25 protein-coding genes are annotated in these 25,804 nt (G+C 45.0%); 8 read left to right on the forward strand and 17 right to left on the reverse strand.

The window, feature by feature from the left end; genetic code table 11:
* Window positions 1-29: 29 nt before the first annotated feature.
* The 13 genes from fliE to MKS89_RS11005 all read right to left on the reverse strand — a co-directional run bounded on the left by fliE (window position 30) and on the right by MKS89_RS11005 (window position 14,092).
* Window positions 30-341: a flagellar hook-basal body complex protein FliE gene (gene fliE / locus MKS89_RS10945; protein WP_072956566.1), complete on the reverse strand. Its 312-nt coding sequence runs from the start codon at window positions 339-341 to the stop codon at window positions 30-32.
* Between the two features lie 89 nt (window positions 342-430).
* Window positions 431-1,858 (reverse strand): sigma-54-dependent transcriptional regulator, encoded by a 1,428-nt coding sequence (locus MKS89_RS10950; RefSeq protein WP_072956563.1) that lies wholly within the window; start codon window positions 1,856-1,858, stop codon window positions 431-433.
* Window positions 1,859-1,860: 2 nt separating this feature from the next.
* Complete coding sequence (locus MKS89_RS10955; RefSeq protein WP_072956560.1) at window positions 1,861-2,913, reverse strand: sensor histidine kinase; 1,053 nt, start codon at window positions 2,911-2,913, stop codon at window positions 1,861-1,863.
* Between the two features lie 134 nt (window positions 2,914-3,047).
* Window positions 3,048-4,517 carry a sigma-54 dependent transcriptional regulator gene (locus MKS89_RS10960; RefSeq protein WP_072956557.1) on the reverse strand — a complete coding sequence of 490 codons (1,470 nt, stop codon included), beginning with the start codon at window positions 4,515-4,517 and terminating at the stop codon, window positions 3,048-3,050.
* Window positions 4,518-4,758: 241 nt separating this feature from the next.
* On the reverse strand, window positions 4,759-5,169 hold the full coding sequence (fliS, locus tag MKS89_RS10965) for a flagellar export chaperone FliS (protein WP_072956554.1): 411 nt from the start codon (window positions 5,167-5,169) through the stop codon (window positions 4,759-4,761).
* Between the two features lie 12 nt (window positions 5,170-5,181).
* Window positions 5,182-5,487 carry a flagellar protein FliT gene (locus MKS89_RS10970; protein WP_072956552.1) on the reverse strand — a complete coding sequence of 102 codons (306 nt, stop codon included), beginning with the start codon at window positions 5,485-5,487 and terminating at the stop codon, window positions 5,182-5,184.
* The gene (fliD, locus tag MKS89_RS10975) at window positions 5,480-7,480 is read right to left on the reverse strand and encodes a flagellar filament capping protein FliD (protein ID WP_072956549.1); all 2,001 of its coding nucleotides are present in this window, start codon (window positions 7,478-7,480) and stop codon (window positions 5,480-5,482) included. Before fliD ends, MKS89_RS10970 begins: the two co-directional genes overlap by 8 nt.
* A gap of 20 nt (window positions 7,481-7,500) precedes the next feature.
* Complete coding sequence (gene flaG / locus MKS89_RS10980; RefSeq protein WP_072956547.1) at window positions 7,501-7,944, reverse strand: flagellar protein FlaG; 444 nt, start codon at window positions 7,942-7,944, stop codon at window positions 7,501-7,503.
* A 74-nt stretch (window positions 7,945-8,018) separates the two neighbouring features.
* On the reverse strand, window positions 8,019-9,149 hold the full coding sequence (locus MKS89_RS10985; RefSeq protein ID WP_072956545.1) for a flagellin: 1,131 nt from the start codon (window positions 9,147-9,149) through the stop codon (window positions 8,019-8,021).
* A 256-nt stretch (window positions 9,150-9,405) separates the two neighbouring features.
* Window positions 9,406-10,539 carry a flagellin gene (locus tag MKS89_RS10990; RefSeq protein WP_072956542.1) on the reverse strand — a complete coding sequence of 378 codons (1,134 nt, stop codon included), beginning with the start codon at window positions 10,537-10,539 and terminating at the stop codon, window positions 9,406-9,408.
* Window positions 10,540-11,140: 601 nt separating this feature from the next.
* Window positions 11,141-12,274 (reverse strand): flagellin, encoded by a 1,134-nt coding sequence (locus MKS89_RS10995; RefSeq protein ID WP_072956540.1) that lies wholly within the window; start codon window positions 12,272-12,274, stop codon window positions 11,141-11,143.
* Between the two features lie 137 nt (window positions 12,275-12,411).
* Window positions 12,412-13,314: a Dyp-type peroxidase gene (locus tag MKS89_RS11000; protein WP_072956537.1), complete on the reverse strand. Its 903-nt coding sequence runs from the start codon at window positions 13,312-13,314 to the stop codon at window positions 12,412-12,414.
* Between the two features lie 490 nt (window positions 13,315-13,804).
* Window positions 13,805-14,092 (reverse strand): winged helix-turn-helix domain-containing protein, encoded by a 288-nt coding sequence (locus MKS89_RS11005; protein WP_038183694.1) that lies wholly within the window; start codon window positions 14,090-14,092, stop codon window positions 13,805-13,807.
* 204 nt (window positions 14,093-14,296) lie between these two features.
* On the opposite strand from MKS89_RS11005, the gene MKS89_RS11010 reads away from it, so the two are divergent.
* Genes MKS89_RS11010 through MKS89_RS11025 form a run of 4 tightly spaced genes read left to right on the forward strand, consistent with a single transcriptional unit; the run spans window position 14,297 to window position 16,673 of the window.
* On the forward strand, window positions 14,297-14,644 hold the full coding sequence (locus MKS89_RS11010) for an ArsC family reductase (RefSeq protein WP_072956535.1): 348 nt from the start codon (window positions 14,297-14,299) through the stop codon (window positions 14,642-14,644).
* A 14-nt stretch (window positions 14,645-14,658) separates the two neighbouring features.
* Window positions 14,659-15,795 carry a succinyl-diaminopimelate desuccinylase gene (dapE, locus tag MKS89_RS11015; protein WP_072956533.1) on the forward strand — a complete coding sequence of 379 codons (1,137 nt, stop codon included), beginning with the start codon at window positions 14,659-14,661 and terminating at the stop codon, window positions 15,793-15,795.
* A gap of 1 nt (window position 15,796) precedes the next feature.
* Complete coding sequence (locus MKS89_RS11020; protein WP_072956531.1) at window positions 15,797-16,480, forward strand: M15 family metallopeptidase; 684 nt, start codon at window positions 15,797-15,799, stop codon at window positions 16,478-16,480.
* Window position 16,481: 1 nt separating this feature from the next.
* Complete coding sequence (locus MKS89_RS11025; RefSeq protein WP_072956530.1) at window positions 16,482-16,673, forward strand: hypothetical protein; 192 nt, start codon at window positions 16,482-16,484, stop codon at window positions 16,671-16,673.
* Window positions 16,674-16,702: 29 nt separating this feature from the next.
* Here MKS89_RS11025 and bamC read toward each other — a convergent pair whose 3' ends face one another.
* Together bamC and dapA are read right to left on the reverse strand one after the other, a co-directional pair.
* Window positions 16,703-17,725, reverse strand: coding sequence for an NlpB/DapX family lipoprotein (gene bamC, locus MKS89_RS11030; RefSeq protein WP_072956528.1), 1,023 nt, complete (start codon window positions 17,723-17,725; stop codon window positions 16,703-16,705).
* Between the two features lie 100 nt (window positions 17,726-17,825).
* Entirely contained in the window at window positions 17,826-18,704 is an 879-nt protein-coding gene (gene dapA / locus MKS89_RS11035; protein WP_072956526.1) for a 4-hydroxy-tetrahydrodipicolinate synthase, read from the reverse strand.
* Window positions 18,705-19,091: 387 nt separating this feature from the next.
* Between dapA and bcp the strand changes: the two genes are divergently transcribed.
* Complete coding sequence (gene bcp, locus MKS89_RS11040; RefSeq protein WP_072956525.1) at window positions 19,092-19,556, forward strand: thioredoxin-dependent thiol peroxidase; 465 nt, start codon at window positions 19,092-19,094, stop codon at window positions 19,554-19,556.
* A 221-nt stretch (window positions 19,557-19,777) separates the two neighbouring features.
* On the opposite strand, the gene MKS89_RS11045 is transcribed toward bcp, so the two are convergent.
* Window positions 19,778-21,649 (reverse strand): methyl-accepting chemotaxis protein, encoded by a 1,872-nt coding sequence (locus MKS89_RS11045; protein ID WP_072956523.1) that lies wholly within the window; start codon window positions 21,647-21,649, stop codon window positions 19,778-19,780.
* A gap of 156 nt (window positions 21,650-21,805) precedes the next feature.
* Window positions 21,806-22,864, reverse strand: a complete 1,059-nt coding sequence (locus tag MKS89_RS11050; protein WP_072956521.1) for an AI-2E family transporter — start codon at window positions 22,862-22,864, stop codon at window positions 21,806-21,808.
* Window positions 22,865-23,300: 436 nt separating this feature from the next.
* Here MKS89_RS11050 and bepA point away from each other — a divergent pair, with 436 nt between their 5' ends.
* The 3 genes from bepA to wrbA are packed head-to-tail and all read left to right on the forward strand — an operon-like array spanning window position 23,301 to window position 25,711.
* Entirely contained in the window at window positions 23,301-24,761 is a 1,461-nt protein-coding gene (bepA, locus tag MKS89_RS11055; protein ID WP_106406928.1) for a beta-barrel assembly-enhancing protease, read from the forward strand.
* 18 nt (window positions 24,762-24,779) lie between these two features.
* Window positions 24,780-25,130, forward strand: a complete 351-nt coding sequence (gene arsC / locus MKS89_RS11060) for an arsenate reductase (glutaredoxin) (protein ID WP_072956519.1) — start codon at window positions 24,780-24,782, stop codon at window positions 25,128-25,130.
* Entirely contained in the window at window positions 25,127-25,711 is a 585-nt protein-coding gene (wrbA, locus tag MKS89_RS11065; protein WP_072956516.1) for an NAD(P)H:quinone oxidoreductase, read from the forward strand. The genes arsC and wrbA overlap by 4 nt, the downstream gene beginning before the upstream one ends.
* Window positions 25,712-25,804: the final 93 nt, after the last annotated feature.

Here is a 25,804-nt window from a genome sequence, read left to right on the forward strand (position 1 = left end):
ACTTCAAAATTGATACCGAAACGTCAAAGTTAAACCGGCATGTTCATCAGTTCTTTATAAGCATCAACGAGCTTATTTCGAACCTGTACGGTCGCATCAAATGCAACACTTGCTTTATTTCTTGCGATCATTACATCGGACAAGGACACGCCTTCATCACCCCGATCAAAACGCGTTTGCAGATTACTGGATGTCTTTTGTAATCCGTTCACATTGTTAATCGCTGTATTGAGCAGTTCACCAAAGTCAGCACTCACTGACTGCCCGGTTGATGTCGTTGGTTTACCACTGGCTTCCTGTATCATTGACTGCATTTCAGTCTGTAATCCATCTAGTCTCATAAGTTTCCCCCCGATAGCCAAATCTTTGACTCGTATAACCGTTGCTTATCTCTTATCCAGCAATTAGTGTGCCATTTGATAAATAACATTTACCCCGGAATATCAATCCCTGCATCTCTCATCTTCGCCAATTTATAGCGCAAGGTTCTCGGACTAATACCCAGGCGCTCAGCCATCTCTTTCCGCCGACCCTTACAGGCAATCAAGGTTTCCAGAATAATAGAATATTCCTGGTCGCGAAGCTCACCTCCCAAATCGGAAATACTCGACTGATGGCTGTTCATCTCACTGTGAGCCACAGTTTTGACAGTCGGAGGTTCAACCAATTGTGATGTTGAGCGCGGCTGATCGTTTTCAACTAACTTTTGTAAACTGCCGGCATCCTTCCAGTCAACCCCTTCCAAGAGGATATGTTCTTCGTCAATATTGCCATTCTCACTCAAAATCAAAGCTCTCTGAATAACATTATCCAGTTCACGAACGTTGCCGGGCCACGGATAAGAGAGTAGTTTTTCAACGGCTGATGTTGCGATCCGGGGCATTGCGATACCAAGTTTTTTACAGTGACGCTCAACCAGATGCTGTGCCAAAGGTTTTATGTCATCCTGACGCTCTCGCAGCGCTGGCCATGAAATTGGGAAAACGTTCAGGCGATAGTATAAATCTTCGCGAAATTCACCTTCCTGAACATAACTTTTTAAATCGCGGTTACTGGTCGCAAGCACTCTGACATCCAACTGAATACTTTTACGGCTACCCAGACGTTCTACTTCTCTTTCCTGTAGCACCCGCAACAGCTTCGCCTGGAGGTTCAAATCCATTTCACTGATTTCATCGAGTAGAATAGTCCCGCCTTGTGCTTGTTCAAATTTTCCGGGACAAGCTTGGATAGCGCCGGTGAAAGCCCCTTTCTCATAACCAAACAGAGTCGCTTCCAGCATATTATCCGGAATCGCAGCACAGTTGATTGCGATGAAAGGACCATCTTTACGCAATGAAGCGTTGTGAATGTAGCGAGACATCACCTCTTTCCCGGAACCACTCGGTCCGAGAATCATGACATTTGCGTCAGTTTTAGCAACTTTCTCCGCTAAAGCGAGTAATTTTACACTTTTCTCATCAGCAACAACCGCATCACCATTGTCATCAGATTTGACCGGCGCATAACGGCTGACCATATTCAGCAACACTTCAGGCGCAAATGGCTTCGCCATATAATCAATGGCACCTTCTTTCATCGCTGCAACGGCATCTTCAATATTGGCATATGCAGTCATGAGTAATACTGGTAGATTCGGCCAATGCTGTTTGATATTTCTCAACAATGCCAAACCACCCATACCGGCCATTTGCACATCAGAGACCACGATATCAACGCCCTCTGATTTTAATTTTACCAGTGCGTCTTCAGCACAATCAGCTTCGACCCATTCATATCCGGCCAGAGCTAAGGTATCCACCAATGCCTCGCGCAAACCTTCATCATCTTCAACAATTAATACTTTGCTCTGAGCCATGATTACTCTCCTGTCTCTGAATTCTTATGAGAAACCGTCCGCTCCAGAGGAAGACACATCGTAAAACATGCACCATCCCCTTCTTCAGAAATCAAATCTAGATGCCCATCGTGTGCACGACAAACCATCTGAACAACCGCAAGCCCTAACCCCGTTCCCTGTGAACGCGTGGTAAAAAAAGGCTCCATAATTTTATTTTGCATTTCAGCAGCAATTCCCGGCCCGTTATCCTGTACAGAAATCTTCAACATGTTCCGGACCGGTCGGAAAAACACATCAATCTGAGCCCCTTTACCGCTGTTCTGAATCGCATTCATGACCAAATTACTCAACGCTGAGGCAATTGCATTTGGGTTTCCCAGCAAAGCTGTCTCCGGGTGTTCGATTTCCTGCCCATAGTCAATCTGATGACTGTGTATCGCCGTTTCGACCATCGGATAAAATTCCTGAACTAATTCATCCAGTGTAAAGGATTTGACGACTTTATTATCGCCTCCCTTAGCGAACAGCAGCATGTCATTGACCTGTTTATCCAGATCATGCAACCGATCCATCAATTTCGTCTGAAAACGTTCACGCGTTGCAGCCGGTAACTGAGGCGCAGCAAGATTAGACGCATACAGCATCGCACTCGATAAAGGGGTACGAACCTGATGTGCCAATGACGCAACCATTCGGCCCAATGAAGAGAGCCGTTGTAAATCACTCACTCGTGCTTGGAGCAAACGGGTTTCGGTTAAATCGGTAATGAGGATCAGTTGACCGGTTGACGATGCTGAAATCGCAAGCCGCACTTTTCTGCCATTACGCAGCGAAATTTCGTGTCCATCATCTTCTTTTGGTGCAAAAGCAGACTGAATCACAGCGTACCAGCGCTCACCGACTAATGGAATTTCCAGCAGCCGAACAGCCTCAGGGTTTGCCTCACGGACAATGCCCTGTGTATCCAACAAAATAACACCAGCAGGCATGACATCCAGTACCTGTTTGTATCGTTCAACCTGATCTTCTATCGAATCGAGATGAGAAAGCTGTTGCGCCTGAGATTCTTGCATATTCGTTTTCTGTTCTGTAAAAACAACAATAGTCTGAAAAGCAAAAAGCGTTCCAGACTATTTTTTATATAAAATTCAAATTATTACATCAACAGCAAAAATATGATGACAATATATTGACTCTTTTCTGACATTTAACGGTTCATATTATATTTTTTCATTTTTTCAACCAGTGTCGTTCTACGCATTCCTAACATGTCTGCAGCACGGGCAACCACACCATCTTGAGCATCCAAAGCTTGATTAATCAGATTCACTTCAAGCTCTGCCAACAATTCCTTCAAATTGACACCTTCTGGCGGTAAAGATTGAGGCGCATTCACGTGGTTCATCAAATCCTGCTCAACATCACTCAGTTGAAAATCCTCAGAAAAAATGTCTGCTAGTACATCCCGTTCCTGCTCTTCAATACTACTGTAAAGGCTCGCCTCCGGTTGAAATTCCGGGATATCGCTATAGCGGTATTTGGTTGGTAAGTGATTGACATCTATCAAACAATTCGGATAGAGAATGATCATCCGTTCAACCAAATTCGCCAATTCCCGAACATTTCCCGGCCAATCATGTTCCATCAGTGACTGAATCGCTCTCGGCGTAAAACAGATAGGTGAAGCACCTTCAGATTCCATGCGCGTCAACAGTTCCTGAATTAACAAAGGAATATCGTCTTTACGCTCTTTCAACGCAGGCATTTCAATCGGAAAAACATTCAATCGGTAATAGAGATCTTCGCGGAATAATTCCTTATCGATCATCGATTCCAGATTGCGATGCGTTGCTGCAATAACACGAACGTTGACTTTAATCGTGGCATTACCGCCAACTCGTTCAAAACAACGCTCTTGCAACACACGCAACAACTTCACCTGCATGGCTATTGGCATATCACCAATTTCATCCAGGAATAAGGTTCCGCCTTCTGCCAATTCAAACCGACCTTTACGTGCCGTGAGTGCGCCGGTAAATGCACCTTTTTCATGTCCGAACAGTTCACTTTCCAATAAATCGGCAGGGATCGCACCACAGTTAATCGGCACAAAAGGGCCGTTACGTCGCGGTGAATGATAATGGACATTGCGGGCAACGACTTCTTTCCCGGTTCCGGATTCACCGAGAATCAGCACATTCGCATCCGCTCCTGAAACTTGCTCAATCAAATGACGGACTTCTTGAACGCCGGGACTCTGCCCGACTAAACTTCTGAACAGCGTTGTTTTACGTCCGGAAGTAAATACAGAAATGCCTTTGCGACCCAGAAACTCCTTACAATGCCTCAGCGCTTCAGCTAACTGAGGATAATTGAGAGGCAAATCAAGTTCGCCAACATAATTAGAGAATGTTTCCAGAGAGTAAGGCTGTTGGTCCATCATCAACAGTGGGATATGAGTGAGATCCTGTAAACGTGTCTGCACCGTCTCAGACAGATGCCCACTTTGCAATGAACCGAGCAGACAACCAGCCCATACGTCAGACCAATCAATCTGTTCAAACTGAGACGATTCGATTACCTCGCAAGGTTCACCGACAAAATCCAAAATAATATTGATTTGCTGACGAATTGCAGGATTATCCTCAATCACGAGCAGTTTCGCTAAACCTTGCATAGGTAAGTATATTTGCCTTCATCCATTAGGTTATTGTTGCCGTTGAATTTCTATATTAACCCTGCGAGATATCGTTTACTCAATCTATCTCTAGATAAACATAGACAAAAACTCAAACGACCAGCAACAAAAAAGCCACTAATCTATAGTGATAGTGGCCTCTATTCTATTGAATTCAAAAAATATGGCAATACGAAGACGACACTCAATCGTTGATTGAGTGAGATGCTTCCAATAAAACCTATGCTCCTACTTCAGACGAAGTGAGATGATGATACTCTGAAGGTATCTGATCCCAAGCCGATTTTATTTCCCGAATAATATCAATTACATCATCAAGCAGCTCAGGTTCATTGAGGTGATTCGCCTGTGTGATCTGAGTTATCACAAATTCGTAAAGCTGGTCCAGGTTTCTGGCAATATCCCCACCATCTTCCATCGACAAACAACTCCGTAGACTGATGATGATGTCCAAGGCTTTACCTAAACGCTCACCTTTGACAGGAATATTTCCTTGCATCATCGCTGCTTTGCCCTGTATCAGTCGCTCAATCGCGCCGGCCATCAGCATCTGTACGACTTTATGTGGTGAGGCAGCACTGAGCTGGCTGTCCACTGATACTTTTTTGTAAGCCTGTAAAGAACCACGCATAGTCTTCCTCTTTCATAAAAACTTCTTGTACTGCTGAACAGATTTATTCCCATACCGGTACTTTTTCAGTGAATGACCGATACCTGATGTTTTCAGTTGCATCTCTTCAACAAGTCGTTGGGTACGTTCGATTGCACACTGCCACGGCTCTGAACGTGAGAACTGTTGATTTTCTGACGCTTCCTGAACCAATACCTGCAATATCTGATCCCTTTTATCGACTAATTGGTGAATAACTTCAGTGTTTATTTCTTCTTCCTGAAGTCGTTCACTGATTTCGTGATCAAGATCACTTAGTTGACTTAATTGTTTATCCATTTGACGAACCTAGCGCATTCATCATTCCAGACAGCTGGCTTTGCATCTTACTTGTGGCATCCTGCATCGCTAGAAATTTATCATGGGTTCGCTGTTCTAGTGTATTCATCCGGCGATCCAGTGCCTCTTGGTCACCGTCCAAACGACGATTCTGTTCAACCATACTCTTTTCTCGAGTACGCAAAGACCCCGTGACACCGGTCATCCCTTGAATCGCGTCTTCAACTCTTTTGGCAAAACCATCTCGGCCACCAAAAAACTCACCGAGTTTATTAAAATTATTATTCAGTTGCCGAGTTAGCATATCTTCGTTGATTTCCAACGTACCTTGCCGGGTCGTTGTAATGCCAAATTCCGTGAGTGTTTTTAAATTTTCAGGCGCTTGCTTGACCTGAGAAGAAAAAACCCGTTTCAGCCGAGAGTCCGCATTACGAACAACACTGTCCCCCGCGAGAGGGCCGGCTTCTCCTGTCTTTGGATCTACATTTGATAGCTCTTTCGACAACTGGTAAAACTGATTGTATGCATTGACGAATTTGTGAATATCATCTTTGACCGTATCTCGGTCATACTCAATATCAATTTCCGCAGGTGGTTGATTGGCCTTCGTTTTTCCTTTGACCTTTAAATCAACACCATCAATCGCATTCTCAATAATGTTGTTATTGCTTGACAGGGTAGCAACCCCATCCAACATAACTTTGGCATCCTGAGCAGACTGAACTTCTGACATCCCTTGATAGGCATCAAACGCTTTCTGAGCAGTTTGCAGTTCAGATTGCACTTTCTCCACTTTTTCGATGTAAGCCCGCTCTTCTGGCGATAATTTTGCACGTTCCCGTGCTTTCGCCTCCTCTGGTGTCATTTGACCAGAGCGCACGGCTGCTTCAATATCCGCTTCTTCCTGCGCTAACTTCTTCTGCAGCTTATCTTGAGCTTCTTTCGGCGTTACATACGAATCATATAATGTCCCTGATGCGGTATTCGACCATCCGGGCACATCGGAAGACTTATCGATCGCATTTTGATCCAGCTCCGGTTGCGGCTCCTGATAAGAGTCTAATAATGTTCCGGATGCTGTTTCCGACCAGCCGGGAATGCGATCTTCTGGGCGGACATAATCTTGCGCTTTTTTTGCAGCCTCTGCGGCAGCATTGGCAGCAGTATCAGATAATTCGCTCGTTGCAGAAGCGTCGGGTTGTGCTTTTTCAGCAGCTTGTCGAATCTCATCTGCAACAGACTGATCAACGGCTCGGGCTGCCGTTTCTAATTTTTCTGCAACTTTCCCAGCGATTTTTTGCTGTTCTGGTGTGAGCGGCGTAATGAGCTGTTGCGCCTGAGAACGTGCTTTTTCTAAATCCTTAACGCGTTGTTCCAGCGTTTTATATTCCAGTTTTTTTAAGCTACTACCATTGGGCGCATCAGCACCTATCTGGATTTTATTCTCTTGACCGGATTGGTTTGAAGCAACAATGAGACGAGGACCGTCGATATCATTAATCACAGAAGCGCGAACCCCTGGATTTCCCTTCGCAGCATTAATGCCATTCACGACATCTTTCAGGCGTGAATCCGATTGAATATCAACGGTAAAACGACGGTTGCCGAGCGAAATATGCAGCTTACCCGGCCCAAATTTTTCATCTTCCGCAAAAACGTTAGATGCAACTTTATGACTTTGGGCAAGCTGCAACACATCGACCGCGTATCTTCCTGCGATGGCATCCGTTGTCGCTGTCGCTGAGACGACATTTTCATTAGTCGTATCAACTTTTCGCAATGCAAATGCTTTTTCTTGGCGAAAATCTGCCATCAGCGTTTTCATTGTATCCAACGACTCTCTGAGTCGGCCGTAGGCACTAATACTGGCATTATTCTGTGTCCGCTGACTATCGATCCGTTGCTGCTTGGGAACACGCTCCGAATCGACAATCTTGCGAACCATGGAATTAATATCCATGCCAGAATTCATCCCTAACGGGCCCAGACTCATCCAATCACCTCAAAATAACATTACACTTTAGTCATCAAAAGACCAGATCGATGATCTTGATCTCTGGCCAAGCGTCGCAAGACAACAAGTATCTCTTCTTCCGGAATCTGACGAATTACATCACCGGTATCAGCTTCGTAAATCGTCACCACATCTCGTCCGGACTCTTCATCAACTCGAAACGCCAACCCTTTATTGAGTGAAGAAACAAATTCATGCATCTGCTCCATCACTTTAGCTCGCTGTTCTTCGTTAATTCGCTTCCGCTCTTTTGACAGTTTTTCGACTGTCTGAGCGGAATCTGCTTGCCGATCTTTCATCTCTTCGGCAAGTTTGTCCATTCGTTCTGCATCGTTATTCACAGAAACACTTCTTGCACTATTACTGTCATTCTCTGAAGCAATTTTAGTGCCATTTTGTGAGCCGTAAGGCTGGATGTTCGATGTGTAGGATGAAACTTCCATAACAATCTCCCTTCCACCTCATTGGGTTCAAATCATCAGACTACTTTGACCCCAAGCTCAAAATAGTCCGTCGATTATCCCAATAGACTAAGAGCTGCAGATGGAGCCTGTTTCGCCTGCGCCAGTACCGAAGTACTTGCTTGTTGCAGAATTTGAGACTTGGTCATCTGCGTTGTTTCTTTGGCATAGTCAGTATCTTTAATGCGACTCCGTGATGCATTCACGTTTTCGTTAATATTTTCAAGGTTACTGATTGCATGTCCAAAACGGTTTTGGAAAGCCCCCAAAGAAGCCCGCTGACTATCAACTGATTTCAGCGCACCGTCAATCACAGCCACCGCCAGTTGGGAACCACCGACAGTTGAGACATCAACACTTTGAACGTTCATATCCTGACCTTGACCGAAACCGATTTCAGATCCCAGTCCACCGCCAATGGTGACATCGCCAGTTACTTTTTGTGAAGAAGCAAATAGCTGTAATTTACCATCATCTCCAACAGAAGCCTGAATATCACTATTCTGTCCATTAATGTAAGTTGCTACCTCTTCCAGATCATCGCCAGCTTTCGCATTAATCGTCAACTCTTGAGCGTCACCATCTTTGTTAGTATAACTCAAGGTAAGATCGGTTGCGTTAGAGACCGTCCAGTCTGATGCTTTTCCCTCTTGCGCGACATAGGCCCGACCACCCATATTTTGCGTATCGGTACGCATGTTACTCATCGTCAAAGATACGGCTTCACCAGAATCAGCACCGATCTGAAAAGATTTGCTACCAAACGTCCCATTGAGGAGTTTATTTCCCCCGAACGATGTCGTTTCAGCAATCCGATTCAGCTCATCATTTAATGCTGAAACCTCTTCCTGAATCGCACTACGCTCCGAACTTGAGTTGGAGCCATTTGAAGATTGTAGAGACAGATCTCGCATCCGCTGCAAGATAGATGTGGTTTCACTCATCGCACCTTCAGCGGTTTGTGCAATTGAAATGCCATCATTCGCATTTCTAACCGCCATGTCTAACCCGCGGCTTTGCGAAGTTAAGCGATTCGAAATTTGCAACCCTGCGGCATCATCTTTCGCACTGTTAATCCGATAACCGGAAGATAGCCGCTCCATTGATTTCTGAGCGCTATCCGCAGCATTATTCAAATAACGCTGCGCGGTCATACCCGAGATATTGGTATTTACACTAATTGGCATATTGATCTCCTTTAACGGATAGTTGATGTGCTGCTGTGTCTCTCACCTCACTTTCACACATCTCATTTCTCTCAATCTTGTTAACGGCTAGGGATCTATATCCTTTAGAATATTTTTAATTTTTTCGTTCAACTGGCCCATTGTGTAAAAAAAGCGTGAATTACATCAAAATTATTGCCTAAACGATGCCTCTCATGTACAAAAAAATCCAGCCGAAGCTGGATTTTTAAACAAAGTCTGTCTTGTGGTAAATGGTTTATCCAAGCAGGCTCAATGCTGAGTTTGGCGCTTGTTTGGCCTGCGCCAGAATCGAACTTGATGCCTGACCCAGAATCTGAGCTTTGGTCAATGCAGTTGTTTCTTTCGCAAAGTCGGTATCTTTGATCCGGCTCTTCGATGCATTGACATTCTCATTGATGTTATCCAAGTTACTGATTGCATGGTTGAATCGGTTCTGGAATGCACCCAGTTCAGCACGATGACTATCAACATATTTTAATGCTGAGTCAATGATAGCAACAGACTGTTGCGCGCCACCGACAGAAGTCACATCAATGGTATCGACGGTTACATCTTTACCTTCACCAATGCCTAACTCACCCGCTAATGCACCACCGAATGTAACGTTACCATCAACTTTATTATTACCGGCAAAGATTTGTAGTTTGCCATCTTGGTCGACTGACGCTTTAATCGCATCGGTTTGACCATTGATGTAGGTTGCAAGTTCTTCAATATCATCGCCCGCTTTAGCAGAGATAGCGATGTTTTGCTCTTTCCCGTCTTTGTCTATCAGATTGATCTGAAGATCATTCTGCCCGGCTTGAACGCTCCAGTTTTTGTCCTTACCATTTTCCGCGATATAGCTGGTGCCACCCATGTGTTTATTATCGCTACGCATATCTTTCAGGTTCAGCATAACAGCTTCACCATTATCAGCACCAATCTGGAACGATTTCGTTTGGAAAGTGCCGTTTAAGAGCTTGTTACCACCAAAAGAGGTTGTTTCCGCAATCCGATTCAATTCATCATTCAACGCTGTCACTTCTTCTTGAATCGCAGTTCGCTCTGATTTAGAGTTCGAACCATTCGAAGACTGGAGTGACAAGTCTCGCATCCGTTGCAGAATGTTGGTCGTTTCGTTCATTGCCCCTTCAGCGGTTTGCGCAATAGAGATACCATCATTCGCGTTGCGTACAGCGACATCTAAGCCGCGACTTTGTACACTCAAGCGGTTAGAAATTTGCAAACCCGCAGCATCATCTTTCGCGCTATTGATTTTAAAGCCTGATGATAAACGTTCCATTGATGTATTCTGAGCTTGTGTTGCAGAATTCAGGTAACGCTGTGCGGTCATTGCTGATACGTTTGTGTTTACATTCACTGCCATGATGACTTCTCCAATTGATTTTCCGATGTTTCCGGTTTCCGACGTCTCGGAAAACCAAGTAGCTCTCTCAAAGTTACTTTTATTAACGACGTAAATAGGAAAATCTTAAGTATTTTTTTGATTTTTTTCCGACAAAAAACTCAATCGCGCAAGGATTGAGCAGTTAATCATGTTCATTGCATTTTTTGCTAAAGATGCTCTCAAACCGGACGATACAGGGCGTTTTTCTTTTTTTTGCAACGGTTCATCAACAGCCGTAGACCGTGACATCAATATACTTTTGATACCTTTTAGCCTTTTCTACGACGAATCCCTTTTTTTACTCGATATGAGAGAACATACTTGATATGAGAAAGACGAGCGGAAGACATTTCGAACAAACCAGAAGGGAGCCTGCAACCATATCGGTGTTAAATCACTCAACTCATATTCTCACTGAATAGGATGTGAGTCGCTAAATCATGCACAATATGAAAGGCAATGATTCACTGGGGAAATAGGATTTGTTTAACGGGCATCAGCAACCATACGCTGCTGCAAAACCGTGAACCCCAAACGAGATACAGTACTTATCTCAATCGTCTTTTATTTCTAAACTGATTCATCTTAATAAGTATAAAGCGACATTGGGCTGCCTTTTGGCTTGTGCCAAAATTGACATACTGACTCGCTGCAAGATCTGTTGCTTCATACTTTGAGTTGCTTCCCGAGCATAATCCGTATCTCGGATACGGCTTCTGGAAGCGGCCAGATTCTCATGAATATTGTCCAAATTCTGGATGGCATGTCCGAAACGATTCTGAAATGCACCCAACTCAGCCCGATTTTTATCGACGAACGATAACGCAGTATCCAAGACGGAAACCGCCCTTTGTGCACCACCGACCTGAGTGATATTGATATCATTAACCGATTCATACCCCATCACACCGATTTGTAGTTCACTGGCAAGCGAGCCACTGAAATCAATCGTGCCAGCGGTCTCTTTGCCGGCCATAAATATCTGCAATTGCCCCTGCTCATTCACCGAAGCAGAAACTTGATCCGTCTGGCCATTGATATAGGTTGCTAACTGTTCAATATCATCCCCGGCTTTGGCTTCAATATCGATCTGTTGATCGACCCCTTGCGCATCCTTAAAACGCATGGTGAGCTGATTCTGCTCCGACTGAACGCGCCAATTTGATGGTGGCACCTTCTGGGCGAGGTAGCTAAACCCTCCCATATCGAGTGTATCGGTACGCATGTTACTGAATGAAAGTTGTACTGCTTCTCCGGCACTCGCACCGATCTGAAAAGATGAAGTGCCAAAAGTCCCGTTCAATAACTTTCTGCCACCGAAAGAGGTGGTCTCAGCAATGCGGTTCAACTCATCATTCAGGGCAACATATTCTTCTTGCAACGCCTGCCGATCCGCTTGGGAATTCGAACCATTGGCCGACTGTAACGCCAGATCACGCATTCGCTGTAAGAGCGATGTGCTTTCCTGCATAGCGCCTTCAGCGGTCTGCATGATTGAAATGCCATCATTTGCATTTCTCACCGCAACATCCAACCCGCTCATTTGTGTCCCCAAGCGATTTGATATCTGCAAACCGGCCGCATCATCTCTTGCATGATTGATACGGTAACCGGAAGATAAACGCTCCATCGCTTGTACCCAGGCACTGTTTGCCTGATTAACATAATGCTGAGCCAGCAATGCCGATATATTGGTATTGACTGTAATTGCCATAATTTTCACCTAAAATCACTCAGGATTCCCCCCCCTATCGGTGTTTCTAGAGATATCTTTAGTGAAAAAAACCGAGCGCTCAGGCTCGGTCACATTATGTACAGCTACTATGATATGAACTTTATAGTAATGCGTATTTATCGCATGGTCAGTGACTGTAGCATTGCTGCAGAGGGGGCAAATAAGTAAGCACCAGTCACCGCTTGCGTAAACCGGAGCATTTGATCTGTTTTACCATCACGCTCGCCATACATACTCTCTAACATCGCCTGGAAGTTATGCAAAGTCTGGCAATATGCGATGAAAAGTAAGCCATGATCACCACTCACTGTCCCATATGGCAAGCTATGTCTGAGGATTTTCAACCCTTGCCCGTTCTCTTTCAAATCAACACGCCCGACATGAGATGCAGCCGGCACATCATCTAGTTCAACTGAATCGTCTTTCGTTCTGCCGATTACTTTCTCCTGAGCGGCAATGTTCAATCTTTCCCATGCCGGTAACTGGTGAACAAACCGCTGCATCATCACATAACTACCACCGGCAAATTCACCATCGTGGATAAGTGCAACTTCCTGACGTCGTTCATCTTTCGGATTCTCAGTGCCATCAATGAACCCTGTCATATCTCGCGCATCGAGATAACGATATCCGTAAGTTTCATCAATAATGTCCACCCATTCGGAAATTCCACTCATCAGTTGGCGCAACACATAAAACAGTAAGTCATGGCGCTGACCGTGCACATGAATCAAAAAATCGACGTCGGTCGCTGGCGCACGAATGTTCCCCTGACCTAATGGGGTAAAATCCACCAACTCAGGCGGTAAAGCCGCGTCTAATTGTTTCCAGAATGAATGACTGAATGCAATGGAAAGGGACAGGTCAGCACCGGGCTGAGATGCATTCAGTGTCTCGACCAGCTCCGGTAAAGATTGTAACTGACGCAATACCGATGCCGCTTCTTGCTTGACTTTAAAGATGGCATACAGCGCAAATGGTCCGGGTTCTGGCAAAATTGCAGTTTGAGGATGAGACATAAAAGATCCCTGATGTGTAGTTGTCTTGGGACATATCATACTCCGTCAGGCGTGAAGAACAAACTGCTAACATCGTTATCTAAATCACGATGAATGACTTTATTGTGCTGTGCTTTAATGGCGAGATGACGGACGCTTGCGGCCCGAATTCGGCATGATTTCCATTATCAAAACAACCACCAAGGAGCATGATCCCCAGTAGCATGAATAGTGAAACCAAATCTAATGTCAAAACAGTGTGCGAACCTGTTTGAATGATGGACACAATTCAGAAAAGAGAAGGGACAAAAGCCAGAACATTCTGGCTTTTAGGCTTGTGTATTATCGACTCACAACCAAAGATAATCGTCAGCTGATTCTGCCAAGAATATCAATTCGAACATGCCCCTCGCTGCCTTTGACAAGCTCGGGCAGAGGAACCATAGACCATCATTGACTCTGTTGATTTTCATACAGTAAAGCGCGATGAAACGATACCCGTTTCCTCGATCTAAAGGGATTTACCCAGACTGGCGGCTATATCATCCTGACGCTCAACGATCCATTGACTATCAAATGGCCCCCAATCGGACAACCGATAGTACCCGTCATTATGTCGTCTCCCGTCTTGGATAAACATGAGTTGAATACCGATCGCCGGTAATGCTTTCAACACATCCTGAATTGTGCGACGAGGCCACCCGGTATGTTCAATTAATCTGGGGACATTTGGCCTGTCTAAATTTTCAACCAAGTAGGCTAGATAAAGCCTTCTTGCAAAAACAGGACTCAATTCCATTGACACCTCCTATCTACGTGCCAGACCATTATTTCGGTTTTCACACAAAGAGTGTTGCGTTCGATCAATAACTTCATTTTTATCTGTCACTCGATGAATAAAATACCCTCCATCTCAATCAAGCCTGCGGTAAATCATGACTTTGTCAGCGCACTCACTTCCTGCTACGATGCGCTCACAGCCTGCTCTAATTTGAGGAATCATATGACCATTACGCTTTATGGCATCCCCAACTGCGACACAATAAAAAAAGCACGTCGCTGGTTAGATGCTGAAAATATCGAATATCGTTTTCACGATTTCCGTAAAGACGGCATCCATGCCGAACTCGTTGAAGAATTTTGTCAGAATTTAGAATGGGACAAGGTTGTCAATAAACGAGGCACAACCTATAGACAACTGACACAAGCACAAAAAGACAGTTTAAACAGTACAACCGTGATTCCTCTGTTGGTTGAATACCCGGCAATGATTAAACGTCCGGTTTTGGTGGTCAACAACACCTTCCACCTTGGTTTTTCACCTGAACAATACTCTGAGATATTTGCATAGAAAGGAACAAATGGATGAGCGATAGCCCGGTACTCGCCCTTGCTAAAGAATTAATTTGTCGTCGTTCGGTTACACCGGAAGACGCAGGATGCCAAGACTTGATGATAGAACGACTCAAGGCACTCGGCTTTGAAGTTGAAATCATGGTTTTTGAAGACACAACCAACTTTTGGGCCCGCCGAGGGACACAGGCCCCCCTATTTGCCTTTGCCGGCCATACAGATGTTGTGCCTGCCGGAAAAGCAGAATTATGGCATACCCCGCCATTTGAACCGACCGTCATTGATGACTATCTACATGGCCGTGGCGCAGCAGACATGAAAGGGTCACTTGCCTGTATGATTGTTGCGGTTGAGCGCTTTATTGCAGCACATCCTGACCATCAAGGGTCTATTGCATTTCTGATCACATCGGATGAGGAAGGCCCGTTTATCAATGGGACAACACGGGTTGTCGATACCTTGATGGCACGGGATGAAATCATTGATATGTGTATTGTCGGTGAACCCTCCAGCACCCATGCCGTCGGTGATGTGGTCAAAAATGGTCGTCGAGGCTCGTTGACCGGTGACTTAGTCGTCAAAGGTATTCAAGGCCATGTCGCCTATCCTCATTTAGCCAATAATCCGGTCCATCAAGCACTGCCAGCATTGACCGAACTTGCCGCAATTCAATGGGATGAAGGCAATGCATTTTTCCCGCCGACGAGCTTTCAGATTCCTAATGTACATGCAGGAACTGGTGCATCCAATGTGATTCCGGGTGAATTCCATGTCCAATTTAACTTCCGCTACAGTACCGAGCTGACAGCAGAAGAGATTCAGCGTCGTGTGCATTCCACATTCGACGCCCATGGCCTGGATTATGACCTGAAATGGACTTTGAATGGTAAACCGTTTTTAACTGATGCCGGTAGCCTTGTGGAAGCCGTCACCAAGTCTGTCAGCCAGATTAATCATAAAGAACCGGCACTGCTTACAACCGGCGGAACCTCCGATGGTCGGTTTATTGCCCAGATGGGTACTCAGGTTGTTGAACTTGGCCCGGTCAATGCGACGATTCACAAAGTCAATGAATGTGTCAGTATTCCTGACCTTGAGAAATTGACCGATATGTATCAACACACATTGAACAACTTACTGGCCCGATGATATGACGCCTGAGCAATTAACCGGAAAAAGTGAGCAACATCTGCAAGCATGTCTTGTAGACAGTAAGACCTTCCTGATCCATCGGCAGGTCTTTCAAGATTTTTTTGCGTTGAAACAGGCCGCTGACCAAGCAGGATTCCAGTTACAGATTGCCAGCGGATTCCGTGATTTTCACAAGCAGCTTTCTATCTGGAATCTAAAATTTTCGGGAGAACGGCCGCTGCTCGATTCACAGAGCCATCCGCTTGACGTCTCAAACATGCCAGAGCAAGAAAAAGTTTTGGCAATTTTACGCTGGTCAGCCCTTCCCGGAGCCAGTCGGCATCATTGGGGCACAGACTTTGATGTGTATGACAGAAATGCGCTACCCGCCAATGAATCGCTACGTCTGGAACCCTGGGAATATCAATCCGGTCATCAGGCTCACTTTTCGGCATGGTTAACCAAGCATCTCTCTCAATTTGGTTTTTTCCTGCCGTATCAACAGGATCGGGGCGGCGTGTCGATCGAACCTTGGCATATCAGTCATCATCTCATTGCAACACAATGTCTCAATCAGATGTCACCTGATATTATTTTTCAGGCATTGGCTGATGAATCGATCGCAGGCAAAGACACGATCCACAAAATGATCCATACTATCTACACTCAATTTGTTATCAATATCGAGCAGAGCGGTGCATAACATGGATTTCCTGGCTTCCCCTTGGTTCATTATCACTGTCGTTATCAGCATCATTATTGGGAACATTGCCGCACTAAAATATCTGACGCCCAAAAATCTCGATAAGCTGAAAAAGAGACAAGGAAATGATTTGGATCGATTGATCGAGTTAGATAAAAAGCATCAACAAGAGATCAAAAAAAAGGATGAATAATCATCCTTTTTTTTGATCTATCACCGTGTCTAGTGCGATTGATGAAACAATGCCGCTAACGCGGTAGAAAACGCCTTAAGCTTCTCTTCAGTAACAGGTTTGTCACCCTTGCCTGTGATATTAATAGACGTCCGGTTACCCAAGTCCCCCAGCAATAATGTGTATGTGCCGTTATCAAGAGAAACAGGTGCGACACCAAGCGCTTGCCAGACTTCATCATCCGGTTGACTGAATTTAACTTTTATCGTGCCTTGAGAGCGGTTGCGATCTTCGACACTAAAACCAATCTTAGCTAAGGCATCTGGCAGGCGTTGCCACATATTGTCATATGGTGTTCTGGCTATCACTACAGGCAAACCACTGCGATCTGCCCCCATGGCAACAGCAATCTGTTGAGCCATTTGACGCGATTTTCTCGCCGCTTCTTCCTGAGCCTGACGATCATATTGCATTGTAATCGCATTCGCCATGATCACGGTGTAACGATTCTGAATGTAAATTGCTTTTTCTGCTGTTGAATCACGCTGCTGCATATCCAGCAAAGAGACCTGAATACCGTACTTTTTCCCCTGCTGTAAACGGGTATAGCGGTATCTCGCTTTCACGGGAGCAACTTCATCTTCTGCTGACCATGATATCCAAGCAGTATCGATCAGTGATGGGCGAGACTGCGAACGTGCGACTTGATGCTGCTCTAAATACTGTGAAATAACATGCCAGATTTCATCCGCAAGCTGTGGCTGCACCGTCCAGAACGTAACCTGATTCTTATCACTGTCGATCCGTACACCCGGGATCAAGGTCAATACGGACTGAGGCGGACGAATATCCACTTGCTCCCCCAATCCACCCTGATATTTTCCATCGGGAATATCGTAATTGTGGTAGCGCTGTAATTCAGCATCCGGAGGCATTTTCCAAGCCGTGGATAATTTTGCGTTTAAATAATCAAAGTCGCCTTCTGCAGTTTGTCGTGTCAACGCACTATCAGAACATCCAGACATCATAAATACAGCCAGTGAACTACAAACCAGCTGATTGAAAAATTTCATTCATACTCCTACACGAAAACCAACGCTCGGTTCCGTACAATTATTCTCGTACAACGATTGCCGTCCCATAATACTGGCACAGCAATCAAACCTCAAAAACCTATAGTAATCCGGCAGAAGCCAACGCCTGTAATACTATCGGTTGATTGGGCTCTGATAATTCTGTCATGGGTAAACGTAACAAGCCACCATCAATCAATCCCATTTTATGGGCTGCCCACTTCACTGGGATCGGGCTCGACTCAACAAACAGATTTTTATGTAAACTCATTAATTTTTCATTCAACGCTTCAGCGGCATCAAACTGCCCGTCCAAGGCAAGATGAACCATCTGTGCCATTGCTGCTGCCGCAACATTGTTGGTCACGGAAATCACACCATGACCACCCAACTTGATAAATTCCAATCCAGTCGAATCATCACCGCTCAGTAAGACAAAGTCTTCTCCGCAAAGTTCACGATGTTTCGCAACCCGGCTCAAATCACCGGTCGCATCTTTAATACCGATAATGTTCTTTATTTCAGCTAAGCGCGCGACTGTTTCCGGCTGCATATCCACCGCTGTACGGCCCGGTACGTTATATAAAATCAGCGGGATATCGGTCTCTTCTGCAATGGCTCGATAGTGAAGGAACAAACCTTCTTGCGTTGGTTTGTTGTAATAAGGTGTGACACTTAAGAACCCGGAAATACCGGTATTACACAACAGACGGCTAAATGTCAGAGATTCATGTGTGGCATTCGCACCTGTTCCGGCAATCACCGGAATACGGCCTTGTGCATACTCAACCGTTTTTGAGACAACTTTGACATGCTCTTCAATAGTCAGTGTTGCCGATTCTCCAGTGGTGCCAACGGATACAATCGCATCGGTTCCAGCATCTACATGAAAATCGACCAATTTTTTGAGACTTCCGTAGTCTACTTCTCCATCGCTATCAAAAGGGGTAATTAGTGCGACTATACTTCCAGAAAACATGTCTTTCTCCATAAGTTGACTCTCACTGCATGGTACTGTAAGGATACTGAGAAACACAAGTGAATAAGTTCTCTTATTTGAGTAAAATAAGAGAATCTATCCAAATGATTTATCGGTGTTGTTTCTTCATGTTTCCGGGAATATTTGTCCGAATGAATTGAATCTCAGTTTTCTTACAGTCTGACTTGAGTCTCTATCACTCTCAGGGTATAAAATCTCGAGAATATTAGAGTGCCACCATAAAGCCATCCACGATAGTGCGACCACTCAACAGAATAATTTGTTATCGATAAACAGACACTCTAACGATATAAAAACACAAAACAGGACGTCGCTAACAACACGACGCCATACCACTTAAATTGAGAGAGAGTAAGGACCAAAATCATGACGATCGAAGCAGGACAAACTGCACCAGATTTCACCCTCAATGACCAAGATAACAACCCAGTAACGCTCTCCGAGCTGCAAGGAAAGAAAGTCTTGATCTACTTCTACCCGCGCGCTTCAACACCAGGCTGTACCGTTCAGGCGCAAGGGCTGCGTGATACGAAAGCTGAGCTAGATGCCCACAACGTTGTTATTCTTGGGATTAGCCCGGACACACCGAAAAAGCTGACTAATTTTATCGACAAACAAGCGCTTAACTTCACCTTGCTCGCCGATGAAGAGCACGCAGTTTGTGAAAAATACGGTGTTTGGCAACTCAAGAAGTTCATGGGCCGTGAAAACATGGGCGTCGTCAGAACAAGCTTTTTGATCAATGAATCTGGTGAACTTGAGCATGTGTTCAACAAGTTCAAGACGAAAGATCACCATCAAGTCGTATTGGACTACCTAAATAGCAAATGATCGTCCATCCGCTTTTGACGCCCGACTGGAATGCAGACTGAATCAACTGCATTCCAGTATCCGGTTGATATAAAGCCAACGAAGAATCACCAAGAGAACATCGGCAGGGTGGTGCTTAGAACGTCCAGTCCAATCGGTGCGAAGAACCGGGAGCAACCGATGTAAAAATGCCAGCCTGACGGCTGGCATTATGTTTGGCAAATATCTCATTCAATCACAGCTCAAACAATAAACTGATTCAGCAGTTTTTCCTGTTGATGAACTTTATCAACCTGTAACTGGGTTGCATGGCTTGCCCCTTTGGCAGAATCAGCAACTTCACCACTGATATCTTTAATTTTCACCATGTTATTGTTGATTTCTTCAGCAACCAGACTTTGCTCTTCCGCTGCCGAAGCGATCTGAATATTCATATCACTAATCTGTTGAATCGCCTGACTGATACGCTGTAGTGCCTGATTGGCAATATGCGATTTATCAACCGCTTCAGCCGCCTTCCCTTTACTCTCGCCCATTGTGGCAGACACAGAAGATGCACCGGACTGCAACTGCTCAATCATGGTCCGAATCTCGGTTGTTGATTTCTGCGTTCTTTGTGCCAACGTGCGCACTTCGTCAGCAACAACAGCAAATCCACGTCCGGAGTCTCCCGCTCTGGCTGCCTCAATCGCAGCATTCAATGCCAACAGATTGGTTTGATCCGCAATCTCATTAATTACTTCCAGAATCGTTTCAATATTTGCCGTCGCCGACTCTAATTGTGTGACTTCTTCAACTGCTTGATCAATTCTTGCTGAGAGTTCATTAATTGACTGCGTGGTATAACTGACAACCTCAGCGCCTTCATTCGATGCATCATCAGCTTCTTTTGCTGCCGTCGCAGCACCTTGCGCATTATGAGCAACTTCAGATGCTGTCGCAGCCATCTCATTCATTGCCGTTGCAAGCTGATCCACTTCCAGCATTTGGGATTGCATACCTTCAGCCGAATGACTCGAATGATTAGCAATGGTTTTGATACCATCAAGAATATCGCTGCTAATCTCTTTCGACTGACTGATTTGATATTGTAGCTTTTCGGTAAACTTGTTGAAACCAATCGCTAGTGTCGCAAATTCCTGATCCAGATCGGTTTCCAGTCGTTTGGTTAAATCGCCTTCACCGGAAGCAATATCGTCAATCGCAGTATTCAGGATACCAAGCGGACGCATCAGCCGTTTAATCAGCAGAGATAGCAAGATCAAGCTGATAATCACACCAGCCAGCGTATAGAGAATAGAGCTGTTTCTTAATGAAGAAAGTGTACTAAAAGCGATAGATTCATCAATCACAGCACCAACATACCAATGCTCACTCGGCACTGCCGTGAAGTTAATCAGGTAATTTTTACCATCAATTTCTACACGCTGCATACCCGTTTTCAACTGGGCACCGGGTAGATAATCGGTAAATTTCTTCCCATTATACTCCCGGTTCGGATGGGCAATGGTTTCCCCTTTTTCAGTCACGATAAATAGGTGACCTGCATCGAAAAGGTTGACGGAGTTCACTACATTCGAGAGACCTGAGAGATCCAGATCATAATACATCCCACCAACCCACTGACCATTTTTATAAATCGGTGTCGCAATAGAAATAATGATTTTCTTCGACGTGAAGTCTATATAAGGTTCGGTGACGAACATTTTCCCTTGTTTTTTAACATCAATGTACCAAGGCCGTTTCCTCGGATCATAATCCGATGTGGGTTCCCAGTTATCGTCGTTCTCGATCACTGCACCATCACCGGCATATCCCAACCCAACAGCAACAAAACCTGATTTGAGCGTGGGGGTTTCTAACACATTCTTAACGTAATCCCGATTATTGGGATCCAACTGAATGACCTCTGTCATCGAATGAGCCATTGCTTCTTTCGCTCGCATATCAGTCGTGATGCTATTCTTCACACCTGAAACTAACTCTTGTAAGCTGCTGTAAACTAGGGACTCAAAGCTACTTCTAACCGTTCTTAATTGTTGCAAAGACAACAACAAAATCGTCACGATCAAAAGTAGCGATGACGCTGCTACTATCTTTTGACTAAACCTCATAGCAAACCTCTCTGACACCACAATAAAAAACCACACTCATCAACACGACAAATGTGAAAACAAATTTTAAATATCCAAAAATACGGTCTTTTTTATTATGAATTATTATATGTATAAATACCGATTTTTATAATTTTATGATGCAGTTTGTAAAAGTTAATCCTCTACTTCACCAGAGGGTAAAGCATGCCAAACTGCTTTCACTAAAGTCGCCAGAGGGATGGCAAAGAACACGCCCCAGAAACCCCACATCCCGCCAAAAACCAGCACCGCCACAATAATTGCAACCGGATGAAGATTAACCGCCTCAGAAAACAAAACCGGAACGAGCACATTACCGTCAAGCGTCTGAATCACACCGTAAACGACCAATAACCAATAAAATGATGGTGTAAATCCCCATTGAAAAATACCGACAATCGCAACAGGGATCGTCACAGCCGCCGCACCGATATAGGGAATAAGCACAGAAAAACCGACAGCCACAGCAAGCAATACAGAGTACCGTAAATCCAGAATGGCAAACGCAATGTAACTCACCCCTCCAACTATCAGGATTTCCAGCACTTTGCCACGGATGTAGTTCGAAATTTGTTCATTCATTTCGAGCCAGACTTTAGTCACCAGTTTTCGGTTTCTGGGCATGATATTGCTGGCAGTGTTGAGCATCTCTCCCTTATCTTTCAGGAGAAAAAAAATCAGCAGCGGGACTAATATCAGGTATACCGCCAATGTCGCAATACTCACTAGAGAAGCCAACGAACCTTTAACGACACTTTCACCAAAATGCAGTGCCTGATTCTTAATGTTGTCCATCATCGGCTCGACAATCGCCAGATCAGCCAGCTCCGGGTATTTTTCCGGCACGGTATTGATCAGATGTTGTAATTGACTATACATGTTCGGAATATCATTAATCAGGTTGCCGACTTGGTTCCAAATCGTTGGTATCAGCACGAATACAGCGACCAACATCAAACTGACGAAAACAGCAATAACCAGAATCACACTCAACGTTCTTGGGATCCCCATTCGAACCATATGTATGATCGGCCACTCCAGCAGGTAAGCCAGCACAATGGCAACCAGAAGCGGTGCAATTAAATGCCCCATAAAATAGATAATCAGGAACCCGAAGAATAACATTGCAAAAAGGCTAACGGCATGGGGGTCGGAAAAGCGCCGTTTGTACCACCGATTCAACATATCGAACATGTAATGACGTCCTTTTATTACGTGAAGTTGAGAATAACCATCGAATTACTTACATTCCGCGGATATATGCACATTGACCAATGAGATCTGAAAATATTCTAAGCTGGTTTTGTATTGATATTGTCAGATATGGGAGAGCCGACCTCATCACTAAAATATTGCTTTCTGGCATTGATGTTAAACCATAAAACAAAGAAGATAAGGCTGCACTATGTGTGTCAATTGGGAGGAAACAGCGTTTCATGCTTTCACTTGATGCTTATTATAGGGCTGTTATTGTATAGTGTTTTACAACGTATGCCACCGTTAATCATGCCGTAAAATAGGAAAATGGATCGCACAAAATCACTCTGCTGCTGATGTCGATACATCGGGGAAACCAATAGCAGAAGAAAAGGTCCTATAGTCAGGACTGTAAAGGAAAAATAGTATAAATATGATGAGTCTACCAATCAGAAGTTTACTCTGTTCATGCCTGTCTGTATCGATATTGTTATCTGCATCAGTCTCGGCTGATACCAATGATCTTCCTGATATCGGCACGGTCGCTGGCGCGACACTGAGTATTGATCAGGAAGAACAATATGGTGATGCTTACATGCGGATTCTCCGTAGCAGACAACCCATCATTAATGACCCGGTGTTAAATGAATACATTAATACACTGGGCCACCGTTTGGTTTCACATGCCAATGATGTGAAGACACCATTTACTTTTTTTCTGATCCGCAACCGTGAAATCAATGCGTTTGCTTTCTTCGGCGGTCACGTTGCGCTGCATTCAGGGTTATTTTTACATACTCGGACAGAAAGTGAACTAGCCTCCGTCATGGCGCATGAAATTGCCCACGTGACCCAGCGCCATCTCGCCAGAAGCATGGAAGCTGAAGCAAAACGTTCTCCGGCAACCATTGCTGCACTCGCGGGTTCACTCTTGTTAGCGATTGCGGCCCCTGAAGCAGGGATCGCGGCAATCACAGCGACAACTGCGGGCTCAGTTCAGAGTCAGATAAACTATACTCGGGCGAATGAAAAAGAGGCCGATCGCTTTGGCATTGAAACTTTGGCAAGATCTGGATTTGATCCCTATGCCATGCCAGGTTTTTTTGGCAAATTATCCGCAGAGTATCAATACTCCAGCCATCCGCCAGCCATGCTGCTGACTCACCCATTACCGGATAGTCGGATCACAGACAGCCGAGCCAGAGCACAACACTATAAACATGTAAATATCCCTTACGCCGAGAACTATCAATTAGCCCGCGCCAGAGTCGTCGTACGCTATGCCGGAATTGATGATAAAGCCGCGCTGGATTGGTTACGGCGCCAACGGAAAAAGAACGACCCGGTGATTCAAGCCGCCTGTGATTATGGTACCGCGCTGGTCTATCTCGACAATAAACAGTACGATAAAGCGGCACCGATTCTGGAACGTCTGCTTAAAGCCGAGCCACAAAACAACTTCTATCTTGATGCGGCATCCGATCTCTATATCGGGCAGGGGAAAGCCAAACAATCCATTCAATTACTCGCACAAGCGCTGAAACAATCACCTCATAATTCAGTCCTGACGATTAACTATGCCAATGCTTTAATGGCGGACAAACAATATCAGCGTGCCGTACAGACACTGCAACGCTATACCCACAATCATCCGGATGATCCGAATGGCTGGTCTATACTCTCACAAGCCAATAACCATGTGGGGAATCAACAGGAAGAATACGCAGCTCGCGCTGAATTGTTTGCGCTGAAAGCAAACTGGGATCAAGCGATCCAGTATTATACCCGGGCCAGCCAACTCGCCAAATTAGGCAGTTTGGAGCAAGCCCGTTACGATGCAAGAATCGACCAACTCATCACTCAGCGGGAACAATTCCTCGCTTTACAAAAATAATCCGTTAAAGGAGTCATTATGTCAGTCGTCATTTATCATAATCCCAAGTGTTCAAAAAGCCGGGAAACGCTCACCCTTTTGGAAAGTAAAGGGATTCAACCTCAGGTCATCAAATATCTGGAAACCGAGCTTACGCCCTCTCTCCTGAAAACACTTTATTCGCAACTCGGCGTTCACAGTGTCAGAGATATGATGAGGACCAAAGAGAGTATTTATAAAGAACTCGATTTAGCCCGTGATTCACTCAGTGATGATGACTTGTTTCAGGCCATGATCGAGCATCCGAAACTCATTGAACGCCCCATCGTCGTTGCCAACGGCAAAGCCCGTCACGGTCGCCCACCCGAGCTGGTGCTCGAGATTCTATGAGCCACCGAATTATTGTGCTTTATTACAGCCGCCATGGTTCTACTCTGGCTCTGGCGAGACAAATCGCACGAGGAGTCAATGCGGTTGCTGGTTGTGAAGCATTGCTGAGAACCGTCCCGGATATTCCCCCCTCAGCAGAGCCGCCATCTGATCCTTATCTGACATATGATGAATTAAAAGATTGCGATGGTTTGGCGATGGGAAGTCCGGTTTGGTTCGGCAATATGGCCGCACCACTCAAACACTTTTGGGATGCAACCACACCACTCTGGATCAGTGGCGCTCTGATAGATAAGCCTGCGTGTGTCTTTACGTCATCGTCATCGTTACACGGTGGTCAGGAATCGACACTGCAAAGTATGCAATTGCCCTTGCTCCATCATGGGATGCTTATTGTCGGTATTCCCTACAGTGAACCGGCATTGCATACCACTCAAAGTGGTGGCACGCCGTACGGGGCCAGCCATCATGCTGCGGTATCAGGTCAATTGAGCACAGAAGAAAAAACACTGGCGCAACGACTTGGTCAGCGTCTTGCCGCATTATCGATTCGAATCAACCCTGCCACAGCAAATACATAAACTGCCTCGTCTATAAGCTTTATCGTTTCGTTTATAGACTTTCTCACCTGTAAGCTTTTTCATCTGTAAGCATCTTCACCTATAAAAAATTAG

This window comes from Vibrio gazogenes, assembly GCF_023920225.1.
Classification (GTDB): domain Bacteria; phylum Pseudomonadota; class Gammaproteobacteria; order Enterobacterales; family Vibrionaceae; genus Vibrio; species Vibrio gazogenes.

Coding starts and splice junctions, on each gene's coding strand:
- fliE (WP_072956566.1), bottom strand. CDS start 341: ATGAGACTAGATGGATTACAGACTGAAATGCAGTCAATGATACAGGAA.
- MKS89_RS10950 (WP_072956563.1), bottom strand. CDS start 1,858: ATGGCTCAGAGCAAAGTATTAATTGTTGAAGATGATGAAGGTTTGCGC.
- MKS89_RS10955 (WP_072956560.1), bottom strand. CDS start 2,913: ATGCAAGAATCTCAGGCGCAACAGCTTTCTCATCTCGATTCGATAGAA.
- MKS89_RS10960 (WP_072956557.1), bottom strand. CDS start 4,517: ATGCAAGGTTTAGCGAAACTGCTCGTGATTGAGGATAATCCTGCAATT.
- fliS (WP_072956554.1), bottom strand. CDS start 5,169: ATGCGTGGTTCTTTACAGGCTTACAAAAAAGTATCAGTGGACAGCCAG.
- MKS89_RS10970 (WP_072956552.1), bottom strand. CDS start 5,487: ATGGATAAACAATTAAGTCAACTAAGTGATCTTGATCACGAAATCAGT.
- fliD (WP_072956549.1), bottom strand. CDS start 7,480: ATGAGTCTGGGCCCGTTAGGGATGAATTCTGGCATGGATATTAATTCC.
- flaG (WP_072956547.1), bottom strand. CDS start 7,944: ATGGAAGTTTCATCCTACACATCGAACATCCAGCCTTACGGCTCACAA.
- MKS89_RS10985 (WP_072956545.1), bottom strand. CDS start 9,149: ATGCCAATTAGTGTAAATACCAATATCTCGGGTATGACCGCGCAGCGT.
- MKS89_RS10990 (WP_072956542.1), bottom strand. CDS start 10,539: ATGGCAGTGAATGTAAACACAAACGTATCAGCAATGACCGCACAGCGT.
- MKS89_RS10995 (WP_072956540.1), bottom strand. CDS start 12,274: ATGGCAATTACAGTCAATACCAATATATCGGCATTGCTGGCTCAGCAT.
- MKS89_RS11000 (WP_072956537.1), bottom strand. CDS start 13,314: ATGTCTCATCCTCAAACTGCAATTTTGCCAGAACCCGGACCATTTGCG.
- MKS89_RS11005 (WP_038183694.1), bottom strand. CDS start 14,092: ATGGAATTGAGTCCTGTTTTTGCAAGAAGGCTTTATCTAGCCTACTTG.
- MKS89_RS11010 (WP_072956535.1), top strand. CDS start 14,297: ATGACCATTACGCTTTATGGCATCCCCAACTGCGACACAATAAAAAAA.
- dapE (WP_072956533.1), top strand. CDS start 14,659: ATGAGCGATAGCCCGGTACTCGCCCTTGCTAAAGAATTAATTTGTCGT.
- MKS89_RS11020 (WP_072956531.1), top strand. CDS start 15,797: ATGACGCCTGAGCAATTAACCGGAAAAAGTGAGCAACATCTGCAAGCA.
- MKS89_RS11025 (WP_072956530.1), top strand. CDS start 16,482: ATGGATTTCCTGGCTTCCCCTTGGTTCATTATCACTGTCGTTATCAGC.
- bamC (WP_072956528.1), bottom strand. CDS start 17,725: ATGAAATTTTTCAATCAGCTGGTTTGTAGTTCACTGGCTGTATTTATG.
- dapA (WP_072956526.1), bottom strand. CDS start 18,704: ATGTTTTCTGGAAGTATAGTCGCACTAATTACCCCTTTTGATAGCGAT.
- bcp (WP_072956525.1), top strand. CDS start 19,092: ATGACGATCGAAGCAGGACAAACTGCACCAGATTTCACCCTCAATGAC.
- MKS89_RS11045 (WP_072956523.1), bottom strand. CDS start 21,649: ATGAGGTTTAGTCAAAAGATAGTAGCAGCGTCATCGCTACTTTTGATC.
- MKS89_RS11050 (WP_072956521.1), bottom strand. CDS start 22,864: ATGTTCGATATGTTGAATCGGTGGTACAAACGGCGCTTTTCCGACCCC.
- bepA (WP_106406928.1), top strand. CDS start 23,301: ATGATGAGTCTACCAATCAGAAGTTTACTCTGTTCATGCCTGTCTGTA.
- arsC (WP_072956519.1), top strand. CDS start 24,780: ATGTCAGTCGTCATTTATCATAATCCCAAGTGTTCAAAAAGCCGGGAA.
- wrbA (WP_072956516.1), top strand. CDS start 25,127: ATGAGCCACCGAATTATTGTGCTTTATTACAGCCGCCATGGTTCTACT.